A 16,858-nucleotide genomic window follows, 5' to 3' on the forward strand; every position below is an offset into this window, starting at 1 on the left:
CCTTAAATTCTTCAGTAAAAGTTCGACGTTCTCTTTTAGGCATGTAGATTCTCCTCAAATGTATTAGTAGTATTCTACTTGACCTTAAAAATTCTGTCCAACTAAGTGTAGCCTATCCAAACAAACCTTCCACTTCTACAGTATCTGTACTAACCTCAATATCAGATCCTACCTGACGCAACAATTCGTCAATTAATTGCTTTTCATACATCATGTGCCCCTCCTTTATAATTGTGTCACGACTTCTATTTTGTTTAAAGGAATGTAGACCGTATAACCGACTACAATATAATCCTTCATGACTGCTAATAAAGTACCTGAAATATCTCCAGAGGATGTTTCCACAAGCACTTGAGTATTAACCATTGGCAAAAGTATTTTTCTTAACCCGCTGATATTCTTATCCAATCGATATGAACGATTTTCTACAACATCATTTTCATAATCTCTATTTGTAAGACCATACTCTTTTATTTCTTCTGCAACCTCTTCTTCGTCCTCTTCTTCTTCGTCCTCTTCCTCTTCCTCTTCTTCTTCAACTTCCTCTTCTTCGTCCTCTTCCTCTTCTTCGTCCTCTTCCTCTTCTTCTTCAACTTCCTCTTCTTCTTCGACTTCCTCTTCTTCTTCGACTTCCTCTTCTTCTTCGACTTCCTCTTCTTCTTCGACTTCCTCTTCTTCTTCGACTTCCTCTTCTTCGTATTCGTCATCTTCATCATCGTCCATATCATCCACGATTACTTCATTGGTATCATATTCTTCTAATTCTTGAACTTCTTCCTCAACTTCACTTTCTAATTCTTCAACAATACTTTCATCTGATGTATCGATTTCTTGTTCAGATGTCTTTGGCAATGTAAGTGGATATGGTTTAATTCCAAGTTGTTCTGCTAAATTCAAAGACATTCGAAGTGATAATAATTTTAATTCAGTTCGTAGTTTTTCTCGTTTCTCTGGAGACAACGCCATTCATACCATCCTTTCATATTTTCTAGTTCCACTATATTCCTATCGTGATAAAATGGTATCGGCGTTTCCATTAGTTTTTAGGGTTTTCTCACAAAACTTAATTTCATTCCAAAAATCTTCAAATTACTTTTTTATATAAAAAACTAGGAAGTGTTTGTGAACGAACAAACACTTCCTAATGAAATTTTATAACCTGGATTTATACCATCCAATTGTTTCAAGGAGGCCTTTATCAAATGAAGTAACTGGTGAAAATCCAATAATATCTTTCGCTTTAGAAATGTCTGGTAATCGATTTTTCGTTTCTTCAAACCCATCTTCATATACCTTTTCATATGGAATACAGACAATTTCAGAGTTTGATTGTGTAAAGGCCTTAATTTTTTGGGCAAGCTCCATAATTGATAAAGTTTCTGTGCTTCCAATATTCATTGTTTCACTTTTGCCTTCAAGATACATACAACGATAGGTAGCCTCAACAGTGTCTTTTACAAATAGGAAGCTTCTCGTTTGACTTCCATCCCCATAAACTGTAATCGGTTGATTTGTTAACGCTGCCGTGATAAATTTCGGAATGACACCTCCGTATTGTGAGGCGGTTTGTCTCGGACCAAACGTATTAAAATAGCGAACAACCGTTACTGTTAGCCCCTGTTTTGCATACGCATAGCAAATATGCTCATTTAATGCTTTAGCAGTTGCATAGCACCATCTATGAGTTTGTGGAGGCCCTAAAACTCGGTCAGAATCCTCTTTAAAAGGAAGCTGTGTATTTTTTCCATAAATTTCAGATGTTGAAGCAAAAACTACTTTTACTTGATGGTCATTTGCTAATTGCAAAATTTTTCTCGTACCATTTATATTTCCATCGATTACCTTCAATGGATTTTCAACTGTATTTTTGACACCTAAAACACTCGCTAGATGATAAACCACGTCTACATTAGGAACAATAGACTCAAGCAATTCCGTTTCGAGAATCGATCCTTTAATAAACGTTAAATTATTATTGTGGATAATAGGATTTAAATAATCAATATACCCATTCGAAAGGTCATCAATTACAATGACTTCATGCTCTTTTAATACAAGTTTTTCTACTAAATGGGATCCGATAAATCCCGCTCCACCTGTTACTAGTACTCTCATTTGACACCATTCCCCAATTGATACACATTGTCTTGTAGATGATTTGCTTTTGTAACAGCACGTGTATCATAAATAGCTTTTGCGTGTTGAACAATAAAATCAATTGGAATCATTGAATGGTCTGTTAATATAAGAACGATGTCAGCACTCTCTAACACATGCTTATCGAGTGTAATACTACGTCTAAATTCATTATTTATCTTAACTTCTGGAACTAATGGGTCATGATATTCAACTTGTGCTCCACTTGAGATAAGCTGTTTAAAAATATCAACTGCCCTTGAGTCTCTAATATCTGCTACATCTTTTTTATACGTTAATCCATAAATGAAAATTGATGGTTTTTCTTTACCAGCTAGTTCTAATGTACGTTGAACAATAAATTCAACAATCTCCTTATTCATATCATCTGACAATTGAATGAAACGGCTTGTAATTCCCTTTTGTTCAAAGACGTATTGTAAATAAAGTGGGTCGACTGGTATACAGTGCCCACTTATACCTGGGCCAGGATAAAATGGATGGTAACCATATGGCTTCGTGCTTGCCGCTTCAATTACTTCCCATAAATTCACACCTAATTCATCACACAAAATCGCCATCTCATTTACAAATGATATATTTATAAATCGATACGTATTCTCTAATAATTTTGTTACCTCTGCCGCTTCAGTGGAAGAAACAGGTACAATGGTTTGATAGACTTTTGCATATAAATCTTGGATGGCCTGTTTGCATTTCTCGCTAATACCACCAACAACTTTAGGGATACTGTCAATCGGATATTTATCATTTCCTGGGTCAACGCGCTCAGGTGAATACGCTAAATTAAAATCAATTCCTGCCTTTAAACCATTTTGTTCAAGGATTGGTTTCACTATATCGCGGGTAGTTCCTGGAAAAGTTGAGCTTTCTAAAACAACTAATTGACCAGGTTGAAGTCTTTTGGCAATTTCTTCTGCTGCGCTAGTAACATAGTCTAATTTAGGAGATTTATCACTGTTAACTGGTGTTGGTACACAAATAATTATCGCATTCACTTGTTTCATTTCATCTGGATTAGTAGTGACTGATAATCTCTTCGTTTCCATAACTTCTTTTAACATATCGTCACTAACATCTGTTATATAGCTTTTTCCTTCATTTAAAGATGCGATTTTATTAGCATCGACATCTATCCCGATTACATTAAATCCCTTAGTTGCAAAAACACATGCTAAAGGAAGACCAACAAATCCTAATCCTATTACTGCTATTTTTTGAGTGTTATTTTGATTCACATTGTTGCCCCTTTCTAAAAAGTTCTTTTACAAATTATGATGATTACCTCTATTTCGAAAGGGACAGAACACTATTTTTATTGATTTAATAGGGAAAACCTATTATTTCGTGACAGTTATATCATTTAATATGGAGATATCATGATTTTCATAGACTTTTGTACAGCTTTGAAAATTTGTTTTAAGATATTTACTACCTGTAAGTAGTTCACGATTTCTTCCCTCATCAAAAAAACCACCACGAATTCCGTAAAGTGAATTCCAATAAGCAAGACCTTCCAAAATATCTCCTTTCAATCTTTCCTCATTAACAATGATAGGTCGATATTGCTTGGTAATCCGCCCAATATAATCAATTTCATGAATCGGCTTTATAGAAAGATCAAGATGGATAGCCTTCATATGGGCAACCATCGGACTCATCAGTGTAATCGGATTTAACCTCTCTAAGGCTTCTTTCGTTAATGCAAATGGCGGAATAAGCATTGATGAGGTTGCAATTTCATTTTTAGAACCGACAATATTCATAAACAAATTTCCGATATGTGCTGTATGCATAGACTCCATTTTCCCAAGATATCTTCCTTGATTATTAATCGTCATGTCTATTTTATTTTGCATAATCTCCTCATAGTATGGGGCAAGCTCCCAAGGTTTTATCGGTGAGCTTGTATCGTGAAAAACAATTATACCTCCTTGGGCAAGCTGAGCACCTAGAGCAAATACTGAATGCTGCCCTATAAACTGATTTATCTTAACAAATGGAAGTTCATATCTTCTCAATTCCCTTACTATTAACGAATTCGGCATTTGAACCACCGGAATAATTTCCACACCACATTGAACGAGTTCATCTAATAAGTTTCTTAAACAAACAGTGTAGGGAGAAATCGATAAAACAATTGAAATATTTCTCGAGATACTCATTTGCTTCCATTGGGTAATTAAATTTTCAACATTATCCGCTTTAAATTTTAAGTTATCTTTATATATCCCCCTTTCTCCATACTCATCTAGTAAATATTGGATGGCCTCGATCGTATCTCCATGCATGCGCTGATACGCTTTAGACATAATTTCGCCTTTTTCCTTTTTATGATTGGAACGACGCTTATTACTACGCAAAACATTTATTTCAATAGGTACAGAAATTCGTAAGCCTTTATCTATTGCAAGTGCATTGGCTAATTGTGGATTAGCAAGCGCCTCCTTACTAATTGTATCTAACCCTTTTTTGCTAAAGGCATGTGGTATCGTAAGGACATTTTCAACTCCTAAATCTTCTCGTTCTTGAACCATATTAATAAAAACACGGTCAATCGTAGGAGCATCAGGTTTTGGATATCTCGTTACCCAACAAATCGAATTTAATGCAAGATCATCTCCATTTTCAATCGCCTCGACGAATGGATACAAGTCTTCAGCTGGAATCGGAATATCTGCATCAGTAAACAAATAAATATCTGCATCTGTATGAAGTGCACCAACAGCTCTGCCAACATCATGGCCAATCCGATCATGAAACTCTATAACCTTTGCATCATATTTTCTAGCGATTAATGCAGTCTTATCAGTAGAACCATTAACAACAACAATAATTTCATCTGGTATTAATTTTTTTACTTCAATTAAGACATCTTCCAGTGTGTCCTCCTCATTCATAGCAGGAATAACAACCGAAAGTTTTTTTTCTATATCTCTTCGAATTGTAAAGGGAGAGGAAATTTTAGGAGATTCAATTTCCCACATAGTTCCCTGCTCAACTTCTCCTGTTCCGACTTCCATTGAGATGGTCCTTTTTAATGAACCGTCCTTTTTTTTATTAAATTGAAATCCCATATTAACACCTTCTTAGTTGAGAATCTAGATTAATGTATGTATAAGATTTTTAATTGTTTAGACGATAATAATAGAAAAGTAAGTAAGAAGTGAAAGTATTACATGCCATTTTTCAATTTTTGAGGAATTTCTTTTGATGAAGAGTAAACATACAAGTTGGTAAACTTCTCAGTGACTATTTAAAATGAAACAGAAAAAAATGACCCAACATATGTTGAGTCATCATAAAAATTAAAATTTAGATTGATAGTTAACAAGTTCCCAAGTGTGAACTGCGGTACGATAGCTATCCCATTCCGCTTTTTTCGCAGCTACATATTCACCAAAAACGTGGTCACCTAAAGTTTTGCGGCCGATTTCTCCCATTTCTAGTTCAGCAATTGCTGCTTCAAGACTTCCTGGTAGGTTTTCGATACCTAATTCAGCACGGCGCTCCTCAGTCATATGGAAAATATCATCGTTGATTGAAGCTGGAGCTTTCAGTCCTTTTTCGATTCCGTCAAGCCCTGCTGAAGCAATTACCGCAAAAGTTAAATATGGATTTGAAGATGGATCTGGACAACGTAGCTCAACACGAGTTGCCATTCCTTTTTTCGCTGGGATACGAATTAACGCTGAACGGTTAGATGCTGACCATGCAATATAACATGGCGCTTCATATCCAGGAACTAAACGTTTATATGAGTTAACTAATGGATTTGTTATAGCAGCAAAACTTTTTACATTCTCAACAAGTCCAGCAATAAATTGATATGCTTCTTCAGATAATTGTATTTCATCAGTTGGGTCAAAGAACGCATTCTCGCCATCTTTAAAGAATGACATATTTACGTGCATGCCAGATCCGTTAATTCCGAAAACTGGTTTAGGCATAAATGACGCATGTAAACCAAATTGTTGTGCAATTGTTTTAACAACCCATTTATAAGTAGTAGCTAAATCAGCTGCACCTAAAGCGTCAGCATATTTAAAATTAATTTCATGTTGACCTTCTGCAACCTCATGATGTGAAGCTTCGATTGTAAAGCCCATCGCTTTTAAGGCACGATAGATTTCTAATCTTACACGCTCACCTAAATCCTTTGGTGAAGGTTCGAAATAGCCTCCGTTATCTCCTAATTCAATTGTCGGATTTCCGTTTTCATCTGTTTTGAATAAGAAGAACTCTAACTCAGGCCCTACTGAAATTGTGTAACCTTTTTCAGCAGCACGTTCAACTGTCTTCTTTAACACATTACGTGTATCACCTTCAAAAAGTGTTCCATCAGGGTTTGTTGCAGAACAAATAAATCTTGCTTCAGAATAATCTTCCTCTACTGTCCACGGAAGAACAGCAAATGTTGAAAGGTCTGGAACTAAATAAAGATCTGATTTATTGATAGGAGAAAATCCTTTAATAGATGAACCATCGAACATTTGCTTTCCTTCAACAACATCGTCGATTTGCTCACCTGTAACTGTAATACTTTTAAGAATGCCTTCAATATCAACAAATTGCAGATGAATTAGTTCAACATTTTTAACTTTCATCGTTTCTTTTATTTGAGCTATAACTTCTGTTTCATTTTTCTCTTTTGAAATAACCGCTTCAACCATGTCACAAAACCTCTCATTCAATGTCGAATTAAATAACATGAATTTATTATATGAAAACCGACACTATTTGACAAGGGCTTTCTATTAAAATTTTCTGTATTTTTATAATTTTATAGCAGAAAGCGGTTACACTTAAAGAACATTTAAGATAATTGGCATCTTCTCTCAGATTTTAGTAGAAATATAGAGCGAAATCTGTATATTCATTATCAATTTCGTATAAATATAAAGATATCCGTCTACCGTAGATATATAAGTATAAACAAAAAATGAAAAGCAGTTTCTTTGACTTTATAATCGTTACTCGGTATAAATGAATATGCACATACATATTGAAAGGAGTAATGATAATGGCTCAATCTTTAAAAGGTAAAGTTGCACTTGTAACAGGTGCTGGTAAGGGAATTGGCAAAGCAACCGCAATCGCCCTTGCACAAGAAGGTGTACATATCGCTTTATTAGCACGTACAGAAAATGATTTACTTAATGTAAAGAAGGAACTTGACGCTTTTGGTGTGAAAACTGCTTATGCAACTGCAGATGTTTCATCAATAGATGAGGTCAATAAAGCTATTGAGAAGCTAAAAAATGAATTAGGTTCAGTTGACATTTTAATTAATAATGCAGGTACAGGTAAATTTGGTAAGTTCCTCGAGCTTGAACCTGAGGAATGGAAACGAATAATTGATGTAAACCTTATGGGCGTTTATTATGTGACTCGTGCCGTATTGCCACAATTAATTGAGAAAAATGGTGGAGATATTATTAACATTTCCTCTACTGCTGGACAAAAAGGTGCACCAGTGACAAGTGCTTACAGCGCATCTAAATTTGGTCTATTAGGTTTAACTGAATCACTAGCTCTAGAAGTTCGCAAACATAATATTCGTGTGACAGCATTAACTCCAAGTACTGTTGCAACAGAATTAGCATATAAAGAAAATCTAACAGATGGTAATCCAGAGAAAGTCATGCAGCCTGAAGATTTGGCGGAATTTATTGTTGCTCAATTAAAGCTTCATCCTCGTGTCTTTATTAAATCTGCAGGACTTTGGTCCACAAATCCATAAAATGTTAAATTGATAATCCTTAATGAACATGGCTGTTTCTTTTTAAGAGGCAGTCTTTTCCTTTTACTATTAAACAATATTACGAGCTCCTTCTAATAAATAAAAAAGCAACATGTTAAAACTTGAAAACATGTGTGTATTTGAGTTGTTCTAAGAAAAGAAATGTCTGTTTCTAAGTACTCCTAATATTATTTTTCAAAATCCATACACTAAAAAGGTACCTCCCTATCTATCCCCTTTTCTTCTTTCCAATTTTTTTCTCATTTTTTGTAGACATTGTGAAAAAGTTAGCATATAATACTATTAACAATTAACACTTAGTTAATTAAAAACTTGTAGGAGATGCAGAACTATGTCTAACCATGATGCATTAAAGCAATATGATTCTAGTTTATTTCGAACCCCAGATGGTTACACATCAGATATTGCTGTTTTCACCATCCTTTCATCAAAGCTTGGAGATTTTAAACCACCTCTCATGACATTGATGGTGATGCTAATTAAACGATCCAAATTAAACGCTGAAGGTTTACCGAATATTGAAGCAGGCAAATGGGCTTTACCTGGAGGGTTTGTTCAGCCTGATGAATCTGCATTTGAAGCAGCAAAACGCGAGCTTGAGGAGGAAACAGGTGTAAGCAGTATCCACATTAAACATTATAACGTATATGATAAACCCGGAAGAGATCCTCGTGGCTGGATTATATCGAATGCACACTATGCAATCGTTCCAGAACATGCCCTTGCGAAACGAAAAGCAAATGATGATGCAGATGATGTAAAATTGTTCTCGATTGATGATGTTTTAACACTTGATTTAGCATTTGATCACCGTCAAATCATCGAGGATGCGATAAAGGTAATAAAGCATGATTTACTCCATACAACAATAGCTAAAAGCTTTTTACCAGACCAATTTACGTATTCTGAATTACAGGCTGTATTAAAGACTGTAACAAATGATTCTGGTATTACTAGTGATCAAGCATTTGCAAGGAAAATCAAATCTCTACCTTTTATTAAAGAAGTTCCTGGACAAAAAACACAGAGAACGTCAAAAACGCCAACACAATTATACCAATTTATAGATGACGTAAATATAGTAAAACCAATTTATACAGCAAGATATTAAATGATATAAATAGGAGGGCTAAAAATGAATAGAGCCTTAATTAATATTGATTATACCTATGATTTTGTTGATGATAATGGTGCTTTAACATGTGGAAAGCCTGGTCAGGACATTGAAAAAGACCTTGTTACAATTACAAATGATTTTATAAAATCTGGTGATTTCGTCGTTTTTGCCATTGACATGCATCTTGAAAATGATCCATTTCATCCAGAAGCTAAGCTATTCCCCCCTCACAATATGAAAGATACAAATGGCCGACATTTATATGGCGAATTAAATCAGCTATATTTGAATAACAAAGATTTTCCGCATGTTATGTGGATGGATAAAACGAGATATAGTGCTTTTGCCGGTACAAATCTAGAAATTAAGCTAAGGGAACGAAACATTACCGAATTACATTTAGTTGGTGTATGCACTGATATTTGTGTACTACACACTGCAATTGATGCTTACAATAGAGGTTATAAACTTGTCATTCACGAAAAGGCATGCGCTAGCTTTAACGGGCAAGGTCATGAATGGGCACTTAATCACTTTAAAAACTGTTTAAACGCACAAGTTATCTAGCATTCACTTATAAAGTGACCTAATGTGAAAGAATGTACTGGAGGATAATAGAATGAATAACAATTATATAGACGATAGTCTCGCCTTACACACAGATTTATATCAAATTAATATGACAGAATCGTATTGGGATGACGGTATTCACGAACGAAAAGCTGTCTTTGAAGTCTACTTTCGTAAACTTCCTTTTGGAAATGGGTACGCCGTTTTTGCTGGTCTTGAAAGAATCATACAATATCTTGAAAATTTCCACTTTAGTGAGTCTGATTTGAATTATTTAAAAAATGATTTAGGATATGATGATGACTTTTTAAATTATTTAAAGGATCTACGTTTTACTGGAACCGTTTATTCTGTCGTTGAAGGCGAAATGGTATTCGGAAATGAGCCTATTATCCGAATTGAGGCACCGTTAGCTGAAGCTCAATTGATTGAAACAGCGATACTAAACATTGTGAACTACCAAACATTAATCGCAACAAAAGCTGCACGTATTAAACATGTAGCTGGTGATGATATTCTTATGGAATTCGGAACACGTCGTGCACAGGAATTAGATGCTGCGATTTGGGGTACAAGAGCAGCATATATTGGTGGTTTCCATGCTACATCAAATGTACGAGCAGGAAAATTATTTGGCATCCCTGTCTCTGGAACACATGCACATGCATTTATCCAAGCGTATAAGGACGAATATGTTGCCTTTCACAAATATGCTGAACGACATAAGGAATGCGTATTTCTCGTTGACACGTATGATACATTACGATCTGGCGTTCCAAATGCTATTAAAGTTGCGAAGGAGTTGGGAGACAAAATAATTTTTAAAGGCATACGTCTTGACAGTGGTGACCTTGCTTATTTAAGTAAAGAAGCTAGAAAGATGTTAGACAATGCTGGTTTTTACGATACGAAAATTATCGCATCAAATGATTTAGATGAAGAAACGATAATGAATTTAAAATCTCAAGGTGCAAAAATTGACATTTGGGGAATCGGAACAAAACTTATTACTGCATTTGACCAGCCTGCATTAGGTGCGGTATATAAATTAGTGTCAATTGAAGACGATAATGGGCAAATGATCGATACGATAAAAATTAGTGGAAATCCAGAAAAGGTTTCTACACCTGGTCTTAAAAAAGTATATCGAATTATTAATCGATTAAACAACAAATCTGAAGGTGATTATATTACTCTTCAACATGAAACACCTGAAAAAGAAGAAAGAATAAAAATGTTCCACCCAGTTCATACATTTATAAGTAAATTTGTAACTAATTTTGAAGCAAAAGAATTACATCAAATGATCTTTAATAACGGTCAACTTGTTTATGACACCCCTTCATTAGAAGAAATGCAAGCATACACTAAAAAGAATTTACAACTACTATGGGATGAATATAAACGCTCACTTCACCCAGAGGAATATCCAGTAGACCTTAGCCAAGAGTGCTGGGACAACAAGATGCGAAACATCGATGAAGTAAGACAAAAAGTATCTGAAATGATTGCAAAACGGAGTAAGGAATAGCCTTCCCTTCCTACTCCCTTCTAAAATTGATATATTAATCCTTGCTTTGGAGGGAGAAAAATGGCCAAAATCGGCATTTATGGTTCATCATTTGATCCTGTTACAAATGTTCATCTTTGGACGGCTAGTACGATCCAACACCGTTGTAGGCTTGACAAAGTTATATTCTTACCTTGCTCTAATAAACGTAAGGATAAACAAATGCAAACAGCTGACCAGCATCGTTGGAATATGCTTCAGTTAGCCATTCAAGACAACGATAAATTTACTGCTGATAATTACGAAATGAAGCAAAATGCATGGAATATTTCTACGTACGAAACATTGAAATATTTCAAAAAAAAATTTATAAATGATACGATATATTTTATTATGGGTGCTGATTTGCTCATAGATATCGGAAAAGGTAAGTGGGGAAATTCAGAACTGCTAGTAAAGGAAAATAAATTTATCGTCATGGCAAGAGATGGAATTGATATGTTAAAAGCAATAAGCAGCTCACCTATATTACGCAATAACGATGACGGTGAAACATTTCATTTAATTGATAAAGGACTAGCGATGGAAATCAGTTCTAGCTATATTAGAGAAGAATTTTCACTAGGTGGAGAACCGCGTTACCTACTTCCAGAAGCATGCTATCAATACATTAAAGACCATGGATTATATCAAACGGAGGAATGATCAAATGCGTAGCTATCAAGAAAAAATTATGAATGAGTTGAATGTTAAAGGGTCAATTGATCCGAAAGAAGAAATTCAAAACCGAGTATCTTTTTTGAAAAACTATTTTAAAAAAACCGGTGCTAAAGGCTTTGTATTAGGTATTAGCGGTGGTCAGGATTCCAGCCTTGCTGGTCGCCTTGCTCAAATTGCTGTAGAGGAATTAAGAAACGAAGGATATGACGCAAAATTTATTGCCGTTAGACTCCCGTATGGCATTCAAAAGGATGAGGACGATGCACAGCTTGCTTTATCTTTTATCAAACCAGATGAGAGCATTTCGTTCGATATTTTAAATACTGTTGATGCATTTTCAAAAAGCTATTTAGAAACAGCAAAAGAATCACTATCTGATTTTAATAAAGGTAATGTTAAGGCTAGAGTTCGAATGATTACACAATACGCATTTGGCGGGCAAAACGGTCTATTAGTAATTGGTACTGATCATGCAGCAGAAGCTGTTACAGGTTTCTTCACAAAATACGGTGATGGCGGCGCAGACCTTCTCCCGCTTACAGGACTTACAAAACGTCAAGGGAAAAGCCTGTTAATCGAATTAAATGCACCTGAACGACTTTATCTAAAGACACCAACAGCAGATTTACTCGACAATACTCCACAACAAGCTGATGAGACAGAACTCGGTATTACTTATGATCAATTAGATGATTACTTAGAAGGAAAAGAAGTACCAGAAGATGTTGCAGAAAAAATCGAAAAACGCTATATATTAACACAGCATAAACGTGAGCTTCCTGCGACAATGTTTGATAATTGGTGGAAATAATCTAAAGATTGCTACCTCTAAACTCTCCTTATCTGAAAATGGGATTTCCCCATTTGATTTTGGAGGTTTTGAGGTAGTATTTTCTTAATAAAAAGAATTAGTTTACATAATAATATTATTATAAATAAAAAAGAAGATGGCATTTGTATAAACACCATCTTCTTTTTTATTTTTATAAAGTTACTCCTGTTTTAAATATTGCTATTTCTCTAAAATCATTCTTTTCATTATTCACATATTCACCACTAGCTACTTGAATAATATACGTAATAAACTCTTGTAATAAATCATCATGTGATTGCTGCTCTATAAGAGTACCTGCATTAAAATCAATCCAATGACGCTTTGTTTCATATAATTGTGTATTTGTTGAAATTTTCATAGTTGGAACAAAGGTACCAAATGGAGTCCCTCTCCCTGTTGTAAATAGAACAAGCTGACATCCTGAAGCAGCTAAAGCTGTAGAAGCAACCAGGTCATTTCCTGGCGCACTTAGTAAGTTTAGCCCTTTTGTTTGTAGGACCTCTCCGTATTTTAATACATCCACTACAGGTGCAATACCTGCTTTTTGGGTGCAGCCAAGTGATTTATCCTCTAAGGTCGTAATTCCTCCTGCCTTATTTCCTGGGGAGGGATTTTCATATACTGGTTGATTATGTGCTTGAAAATAAAGTTTAAAATCATTAATTAGCTCGACAATTTTATCGAATATGTCCACATTGATTGCTCGTTCCATAAGGATCTTTTCCGCCCCAAACATTTCAGGTACTTCTGTTAATACAGTTGTAGCACCCTGCGAAACAAGAAAATCTGAAAGCCTTCCTAGAAGTGGATTTGCTGTAATTCCTGAAAATCCATCAGAGCCACCACACTTTAAGCCTATTTTTAATTCTGAAAGTGGCACATCCTCTCGATGGTCATCTTTCGCATCTTCAAAAATTTCAAGTAACCTATTTACACCCTCTTCTACTTCATCGGATACCTCTTGTGAGCGTAAAAACTTAATTCGCGATGTATTGTAATCCCCTAATGCTTCTTTAAATTCTTCAATGTCATTATTTTCACAGCCAAGTCCTAATACTAGCACTCCACCTGCATTAGGGTGTTTTACTGCATTTAATAAAATTGTTCTCGTATTGATATGGTCATCACCTAACTGAGAGCATCCATAATTATGCTTTAAAACCTGGATATGTTCGAAAGGTGCTATATCTCCAACACGATTTTTAAACTCTCGGATGATTTGATCAGCGATGCCATTTACACAACCTACTGTTGGAACTATCCAAAGTTCATTACGAATCCCAACTTCACCATTTTGTCTGCAATAGCCCTTAAAGGTCCTATATTCATTTTTAAATGGAATAGGTCGGAAAACTGGATGATATTCATATTCTTCAACACCTGATAAATTCGTTTTTGTATTATGAGTGTGTACTAAACAACCTTGTTCAATATTTTTCGTTGCATGACCTATTGGAAATCCATACTTAATAACATTTTCACCATGTAATATTCTAGTTATTGCAACTTTATGACCTTTTTCGATTACCTCTTTTATTTGAATAGAACAATCATTCACAACAATCTCTTCATTTATTTCTAGTTTTCTTACAGCAACAACTACATTATCCTGCTCATGGATTTTAATAAACGCTTTCATTAATCTCACCCTTTAAAAATAAAATAAGCGCTTCCTGTACTCCCTTTTCTATCATTCTATTAAGAAAATCTGTAACTGTATCGACTAATTTATTGATTTCACTTAAATCGACTCCCCAAAGCCGTTCATCGGAAAGAACAATTGTTACTACTTGTTCAAGTGATAGCTTTTCATTCTCATATTTGTCCCAAGCATTATGAAATTGCTTTATTACGTATTCATCATCAACAAGTGGAATTTCTTCATGTTCTCGCTTTCCTCGGTAAAATAAAAGGAGTGCACTAAGTGAGAAAAGAATTCCTTTTGGAACTGTTTCATATTTATCTAAATAATCTTTCAAAGTTGGCACGACTCTTGCCTTAAATTTTGCAATTGAATTTAATGATATGCTAGTTAAGTAATGTTTAATAAATGGATTTTTAAACCGATTCATCACATCATTAGCAAAGTCTAACACTTCTTGTTCATTGTATGGCAAAGTGGGAACAATTTCTTTATATAAGACATGATCAATAAAGTTCTTTGACAATTCTGTAGTAACTGCCTCATAAACTGTGTTTAAACCAATTAAGTAAGCTACAGGCGAGATTAATGTATGTGCCCCATTTAATAGCCTCACTTTTTTCAATCTGAAAGGTCGTAAATCATTGACAACATGAACATTTAACCCAACTAGCTCAGCAGGAAATTCCTCTTTAATATATTCCGGTCCTTCGATGACAAATAGATGAAATTGCTCACCTACAACAATTAATTCATCCTTATATCCCAGCTCTGTTATTTTTTTATCAATCGAATCTTTAGGGAATCCTGGAACAATTCTATCGACTAATGTATTACAAAATGTATTAGCTTCATTTAACCAGGAGATAAAGGCTTCATCTAACTTCCATAAACGTGCATATTCCACGATTATTCTTTTTAATTCAGCCCCATTATTCTCAATTAGCTCACATGGAAAAATGATAAAGCCTTTTGATTTATCACCATTAAAAACTTGGTACCGTTTATAAAGAAATGCCGTTAATTTACCTGGAAAACTACTTTGTGGCTTATCTAACGTATCATCACGATAAAATGAAATACCCGCCTCCGTCGTATTTGAAAAGATAAAACGTAAATCTGGATTTGAAGCAAGAGCTACATATTCTTCATATTCATTCGTAATATTGATTCCCCTGCTAATACTTTTTACTACCTCATGTTCACTCACAGGATTATTTTCTTTTATTCCTTGCAAATAGATTGTATATAATCCATCTTGTTGATTAATCGTTTGAACTGTTCCGCTTTTAGTTGATTGGACAACAACGATTCGACCACGAAATAATTGATGTTGATTCATAACATGGACCTGCCAATCCAAAAACGCTCTCAAGAAATTTCCTGTGCCAAATTGGATAACTCTTTCAGGATATTGTTCATACTCGTTTTGTACAATATTAGCTGATAATTGTTCCAATAGAATACCTCCTTTTATTAATGCACACGTTAACAATACTGTAAAAAGCAAACCGCAATTTGCGGTCTACTAATTAACTTTGCGGTCTCATTACAGATTGGCGTTTTACGAGATGAGTTGGTAAAAAGCAAGAATTTTTTTGTGACTTTTCCTTTTCGATCATTGCCATTAGCTTTTCTGCTCCAACTTGACTTATCTTTTCAATAGGTCGTTTTACTGTTGTAAGGGCTGGTATCGTATATTGTGAAAAACCTATATCATCAAATCCGATAATCGACATATCATTTGGTACAGTTAATCCTGCTTCATAGATTGCTTTCATTGCACCTATTGCCATATCATCATTTGAACAAAATACAGCGGTTGGAGGCTGTTGCAATACCAATAGCCTCTTCATTGCCTCATAACCGCTTTCCATATCATAATTTGCTTGCACCATATAATCACTTCGAACTGGAATCTTCTTCGCTTTTAGTGCTTGAATAAAGCCAGATTTTCTTTCCTTAGATGAACGAAATTGAGAAGTCCCTTCAATAATCGCAATATTTGTATGGCCAAACTCTATAAATAAATTAGCTGCTTGAAAAGCTCCTTCACGATCATTTGAGAGGATGTTGACAATATTTTCGTGCTCAACATGACGATTTAAAACAACTAGAGGAATCTCCTTTTTGACAACATCATCAATAAATGGATTGTCCGCGTCACTTTGACTCATCAAAATAATTCCATCAAACCTCTTACTAGAGATTGCTGAATAATCATGATAATCCTCAGTACCTCTAATTACAATATGATAGTTTTTATCAATCACATCATTGATTCCTTTAATCGTTTCAGCTAAAAAGCTTGATGATGTTCCATTAGAAAGACTCGTAAAAAATAAACCGATCGTATAGGACTTTTGTAAGACTAAGCTTCTAGCATGAACATCTGGAGAATAATTAAGCTCCTTTGCTATTTCCATTATTTTCTTCTTTGTCTTTTCTTTAATTAATGGGCTATTGTTTAATGCCCGTGAAACTGTTGTATGTGATACATTCGCTATTTTAGCGATATCCTTTATCGTTACAGCCATTTATTA

General features: G+C 34.8%; 14 protein-coding genes. 6 read left to right on the top strand and 8 right to left on the bottom strand.

What is annotated here, in order from left to right:
• Positions 1-225: 225 nt before the first annotated feature.
• The 5 genes from ACTJJ9_RS17000 to glnA all read right to left on the bottom strand — a co-directional run bounded on the left by ACTJJ9_RS17000 (position 226) and on the right by glnA (position 6,830).
• Positions 226-966: a hypothetical protein gene (locus ACTJJ9_RS17000; protein ID WP_440768773.1), complete on the bottom strand. Its 741-nt coding sequence runs from the start codon at positions 964-966 to the stop codon at positions 226-228.
• Between the two features lie 186 nt (positions 967-1,152).
• On the bottom strand, positions 1,153-2,115 hold the full coding sequence (locus ACTJJ9_RS17005; protein WP_145582487.1) for an NAD-dependent epimerase/dehydratase family protein: 963 nt from the start codon (positions 2,113-2,115) through the stop codon (positions 1,153-1,155).
• Complete coding sequence (locus ACTJJ9_RS17010) at positions 2,112-3,395, bottom strand: nucleotide sugar dehydrogenase (protein ID WP_145582488.1); 1,284 nt, start codon at positions 3,393-3,395, stop codon at positions 2,112-2,114. Before ACTJJ9_RS17010 ends, ACTJJ9_RS17005 begins: the two co-directional genes overlap by 4 nt.
• Before the next feature lie 102 nt (positions 3,396-3,497).
• Positions 3,498-5,234 (bottom strand): glycosyltransferase family 2 protein, encoded by a 1,737-nt coding sequence (locus ACTJJ9_RS17015; protein ID WP_145582489.1) that lies wholly within the window; start codon positions 5,232-5,234, stop codon positions 3,498-3,500.
• A gap of 231 nt (positions 5,235-5,465) precedes the next feature.
• Positions 5,466-6,830 (bottom strand): type I glutamate--ammonia ligase, encoded by a 1,365-nt coding sequence (glnA, locus tag ACTJJ9_RS17020; RefSeq protein WP_440768774.1) that lies wholly within the window; start codon positions 6,828-6,830, stop codon positions 5,466-5,468.
• Positions 6,831-7,180: 350 nt separating this feature from the next.
• Here glnA and ACTJJ9_RS17025 point away from each other — a divergent pair, with 350 nt between their 5' ends.
• From ACTJJ9_RS17025 to nadE, 6 genes are all read left to right on the top strand, one after another.
• On the top strand, positions 7,181-7,900 hold the full coding sequence (locus ACTJJ9_RS17025) for a 3-ketoacyl-ACP reductase (protein ID WP_095302012.1): 720 nt from the start codon (positions 7,181-7,183) through the stop codon (positions 7,898-7,900).
• 352 nt (positions 7,901-8,252) lie between these two features.
• On the top strand, positions 8,253-9,032 hold the full coding sequence (locus tag ACTJJ9_RS17030; protein ID WP_145582490.1) for an NUDIX hydrolase: 780 nt from the start codon (positions 8,253-8,255) through the stop codon (positions 9,030-9,032).
• A gap of 24 nt (positions 9,033-9,056) precedes the next feature.
• Positions 9,057-9,605, top strand: a complete 549-nt coding sequence (locus tag ACTJJ9_RS17035) for a cysteine hydrolase family protein (protein ID WP_145582491.1) — start codon at positions 9,057-9,059, stop codon at positions 9,603-9,605.
• 52 nt (positions 9,606-9,657) lie between these two features.
• Positions 9,658-11,139, top strand: coding sequence for a nicotinate phosphoribosyltransferase (locus ACTJJ9_RS17040; protein WP_145582492.1), 1,482 nt, complete (start codon positions 9,658-9,660; stop codon positions 11,137-11,139).
• A 60-nt stretch (positions 11,140-11,199) separates the two neighbouring features.
• Positions 11,200-11,823, top strand: coding sequence for a nicotinate (nicotinamide) nucleotide adenylyltransferase (gene nadD / locus ACTJJ9_RS17045; RefSeq protein WP_145582493.1), 624 nt, complete (start codon positions 11,200-11,202; stop codon positions 11,821-11,823).
• A gap of 4 nt (positions 11,824-11,827) precedes the next feature.
• On the top strand, positions 11,828-12,649 hold the full coding sequence (nadE, locus tag ACTJJ9_RS17050) for an ammonia-dependent NAD(+) synthetase (RefSeq protein ID WP_145582494.1): 822 nt from the start codon (positions 11,828-11,830) through the stop codon (positions 12,647-12,649).
• A 172-nt stretch (positions 12,650-12,821) separates the two neighbouring features.
• Here the strand turns inward: nadE and ACTJJ9_RS17055 are convergent, their stop codons facing one another.
• The 3 genes from ACTJJ9_RS17055 to ACTJJ9_RS17065 all read right to left on the bottom strand — a co-directional run bounded on the left by ACTJJ9_RS17055 (position 12,822) and on the right by ACTJJ9_RS17065 (position 16,852).
• Positions 12,822-14,312 carry an altronate dehydratase family protein gene (locus ACTJJ9_RS17055; RefSeq protein ID WP_145582495.1) on the bottom strand — a complete coding sequence of 497 codons (1,491 nt, stop codon included), beginning with the start codon at positions 14,310-14,312 and terminating at the stop codon, positions 12,822-12,824.
• Entirely contained in the window at positions 14,296-15,774 is a 1,479-nt protein-coding gene (locus ACTJJ9_RS17060) for a tagaturonate reductase (RefSeq protein WP_145582496.1), read from the bottom strand. Before ACTJJ9_RS17060 ends, ACTJJ9_RS17055 begins: the two co-directional genes overlap by 17 nt.
• A 73-nt stretch (positions 15,775-15,847) precedes the next feature.
• Positions 15,848-16,852 carry a LacI family DNA-binding transcriptional regulator gene (locus tag ACTJJ9_RS17065; protein ID WP_145582497.1) on the bottom strand — a complete coding sequence of 335 codons (1,005 nt, stop codon included), beginning with the start codon at positions 16,850-16,852 and terminating at the stop codon, positions 15,848-15,850.
• Between the last annotated feature and the right edge of the window lie 6 nt (positions 16,853-16,858).

This window comes from Metabacillus sp. 22489, from assembly GCF_052044855.1.
Lineage (GTDB): Bacteria > Bacillota > Bacilli > Bacillales > Bacillaceae > Metabacillus > Metabacillus niabensis.

Excerpts from the sequence above, each read along its gene's own strand:
- nadD (WP_145582493.1), top strand. The coding sequence starts at position 11,200 with ATGGCCAAAATCGGCATTTATGGTTCATCATTTGATCCTGTTACAAAT.
- nadE (WP_145582494.1), top strand. The coding sequence starts at position 11,828 with ATGCGTAGCTATCAAGAAAAAATTATGAATGAGTTGAATGTTAAAGGG.
- ACTJJ9_RS17030 (WP_145582490.1), top strand. The coding sequence starts at position 8,253 with ATGTCTAACCATGATGCATTAAAGCAATATGATTCTAGTTTATTTCGA.
- ACTJJ9_RS17015 (WP_145582489.1), bottom strand. The coding sequence starts at position 5,234 with ATGGGATTTCAATTTAATAAAAAAAAGGACGGTTCATTAAAAAGGACC.
- ACTJJ9_RS17065 (WP_145582497.1), bottom strand. The coding sequence starts at position 16,852 with ATGGCTGTAACGATAAAGGATATCGCTAAAATAGCGAATGTATCACAT.
- ACTJJ9_RS17005 (WP_145582487.1), bottom strand. The coding sequence starts at position 2,115 with ATGAGAGTACTAGTAACAGGTGGAGCGGGATTTATCGGATCCCATTTA.
- ACTJJ9_RS17000 (WP_440768773.1), bottom strand. The coding sequence starts at position 966 with ATGGCGTTGTCTCCAGAGAAACGAGAAAAACTACGAACTGAATTAAAA.
- glnA (WP_440768774.1), bottom strand. The coding sequence starts at position 6,830 with ATGGTTGAAGCGGTTATTTCAAAAGAGAAAAATGAAACAGAAGTTATA.
- ACTJJ9_RS17035 (WP_145582491.1), top strand. The coding sequence starts at position 9,057 with ATGAATAGAGCCTTAATTAATATTGATTATACCTATGATTTTGTTGAT.
- ACTJJ9_RS17055 (WP_145582495.1), bottom strand. The coding sequence starts at position 14,312 with ATGAAAGCGTTTATTAAAATCCATGAGCAGGATAATGTAGTTGTTGCT.
- ACTJJ9_RS17025 (WP_095302012.1), top strand. The coding sequence starts at position 7,181 with ATGGCTCAATCTTTAAAAGGTAAAGTTGCACTTGTAACAGGTGCTGGT.
- ACTJJ9_RS17040 (WP_145582492.1), top strand. The coding sequence starts at position 9,658 with ATGAATAACAATTATATAGACGATAGTCTCGCCTTACACACAGATTTA.